Source organism: Streptococcus suis, from assembly GCF_046032535.1.
GTDB classification, from domain to species: domain Bacteria; phylum Bacillota; class Bacilli; order Lactobacillales; family Streptococcaceae; genus Streptococcus; species Streptococcus suis_AK.
In genome coordinates this window covers 1-2,230 of record NZ_JARQPL010000068.1, presented here as the reverse complement: position 1 = coordinate 2,230, position 2,230 = coordinate 1, and the positions used below count along the sequence as shown (strand labels likewise).

General features: G+C 43.2%; 4 protein-coding genes. All 4 read right to left on the bottom strand.

Going from position 1 to position 2,230, the window contains the following annotated elements:
• Positions 1-66 precede the first annotated feature (66 nt).
• Genes P7J58_RS11230 through P7J58_RS11215 form a run of 4 tightly spaced genes read right to left on the bottom strand, consistent with a single transcriptional unit; the run spans position 67 to position 2,147 of the window.
• Positions 67-1,419, bottom strand: a complete 1,353-nt coding sequence (locus P7J58_RS11230; RefSeq protein ID WP_408556367.1) for an IS66-like element short variant transposase — start codon at positions 1,417-1,419, stop codon at positions 67-69.
• Entirely contained in the window at positions 1,373-1,579 is a 207-nt protein-coding gene (locus P7J58_RS11225; protein ID WP_408556366.1) for a transposase, read from the bottom strand. The genes P7J58_RS11230 and P7J58_RS11225 overlap by 47 nt, the downstream gene beginning before the upstream one ends.
• Before the next feature lie 51 nt (positions 1,580-1,630).
• On the bottom strand, positions 1,631-1,981 hold the full coding sequence (tnpB, locus tag P7J58_RS11220; RefSeq protein WP_408556365.1) for an IS66 family insertion sequence element accessory protein TnpB: 351 nt from the start codon (positions 1,979-1,981) through the stop codon (positions 1,631-1,633).
• A complete protein-coding gene (locus tag P7J58_RS11215; RefSeq protein ID WP_408556364.1) occupies positions 1,962-2,147 on the bottom strand; it encodes a hypothetical protein in 186 nt (61 codons plus the stop codon). The genes tnpB and P7J58_RS11215 overlap by 20 nt, the downstream gene beginning before the upstream one ends.
• Between the last annotated feature and the right edge of the window lie 83 nt (positions 2,148-2,230).

The following is a 2,230-nucleotide window of genomic DNA, read 5'->3' as shown; positions in this document are numbered from 1 at the left end:
GTAACCGCCCAATAACAAAGTGTATTGAAAAAGGCTCCAAAGTCCTGTCGACTCTGGAACCTTTTTCTATTTACACGCTCTTTTAATTTTTTCCTTCCATGGCAAATAAGCCTCCAGAACTTCTTTTTTTGCGAGCGTCTCCTCATTAGGTAAGTGTTCTAGAAGATAGGTCATATATTTCTCTGCATCAAGGCCGTGTCGCTTAGCTGTTTCTAAAAGACTCAAAATGACAGCTGTCGACTTGGCTCCTTCAAAGCTTTGAGAGAACAGCCAATTTTTTCTGCCCATCACCAAGGTCTTCATAGCCCTCTCAGCTATATTGTTGGATAGGACTAGGTCACCGTCCAAGAGAACGTTTCGGAAGGTGGTTTCGTATTTGAGGCTATACTCCATTGCAGTGCCCAATTTGGAGCCTGGCAAAACGGCCTGATTGCGACACCAATTAAAGAAGTCGTCCATCAAGGGAGCCAACTCTGTCTGACGTTTATGTAGCCGTTCCTCAGTAGACAAGTCTGCCCAGTCATTCTCTAAGGCAAATAGGCGGTCGCAGTAGGCTAAACCCTTGGCTCCTAAGGAGGTCTTGTCTGTCTTCTTAGGAGTCGCTTCAAAGAACTTTCGCCTAACATGAGCCCAACAGCCAACCAGCTGTGCCTTGTCTAACTGACGATAAGCACTCCACATGTCACAATGAACGTAGCCCGCATAATTTCCAAGAAATTCCTCCACAACCAAGCCACTCCGTCGTTTGTCATGATGATAGAGGGTAATTCCATTTTTCTCATGTTTCCCAGACAAGAAAGTCCAGTAGAAGGTCAACTGGCTATCATTTTCTAAGACCTTGTAGGAGGTCTCATCCGCATGGAGAATAGGCTGCTCCAACAATTTCTCGTGCAACAGGTTATAAATCGGCTCGAAATAATACTGACTAGACTTGATATGCCAGTTGGCTATTTCCTTCCGACTAATTGGCAGACCCAGCTTGTTCCAATCCTCTTCCTGACGGTAATTGGGCACCTTCAGATTGAACTTCTGATGAATAGTATGGGCGATGATAGAAGCTGAACCCAAGCTGTGTGCCAAAGGTGCCTTAGGAACTGGAGCCTTGATAATCTTATCGCTCAGATTCGTCTGACTACAAGCCTGACACTTGTATGCGTGTTGAACATGGTCAATCCGCTTTAATTGTGCAGGAATGAAGACCAACTCTTGTCGTTGAACAGTTGAGCCAATCTCTTTCAGCTGACCATGACAGTCTGGACAAGTGCAGTCTTCGCCCTGCAATTCGTGATGCACAATCTCTGGAGTGAACTGGCTGAAAATAGCCTGACGAACTCCCTTAGCTTTCTTGCGTTTATAGGTGATGGTCTCCGTTTCAACTGGGTAAGTCAGCTTCTTCTTCAGGGAGGTTTTCCTCCCCAAACAAGCTCAGCTGACCTGGTTGATATACGACCTTCTCTGATGATTTTCCGTAGAGTTTCTGTCTCAGATACTCTACCTGTTCACGAAGGAGGGTCAACTCGTTGGTCATGATTTCAATGGTTTTTGTTAGACTTTCAATCACTTTATCTTGTGTCTCCATGAACTTACCTCCTTCTTTTTATCTCATTATACACAAAGAAAAGCCATGATTTCAATAGAAATCACGACTTTTTGAAACATTTATTTTTGGAATGATAGAAAATCCTTTCATGAGCCAGTCGACTTGCTCGGAAGTTAGAGCCTTGACCTCTTCTTCATTGTTTGGCCAGGTCAATTTCCCATTTTCAAAACGTTTATACAATAACCAAAATCCTTGTCCATCCCAATAAAGAGCTTTGAATCGGTCTTTTCGACCTCCGCAGAAGATATAGACCTGACCTGAAAAGGGATCCAGATTGAATTGACTTTTGACAAGGTAGGCGAGAGAATCAATTCCTTGACGCATGTCCGTTTTCCCGCAGACCAAGTAAACTTGACCTAAATCACTGAGTCGGATGGTCATAGTGCAGTACCTTATCCAAGATTGTTTCCACTACTTCATGGTTGATAGAGTGAAAGAATGTGACTTCCACTTTTCCGAGATGAATTTTCATCAGAATATCATTTCTACTTTTCTTTTCAAAGCATCTAGATTTGGGAACAGTCAATGGGACGATGGGCTGTGACATAATAAATCCTCCAGTTTTGTTTTTTATAACAGTATACAGGAGGAGGGAGTGATTAGATAGATACCTTGTTATTGGGCGGTTAC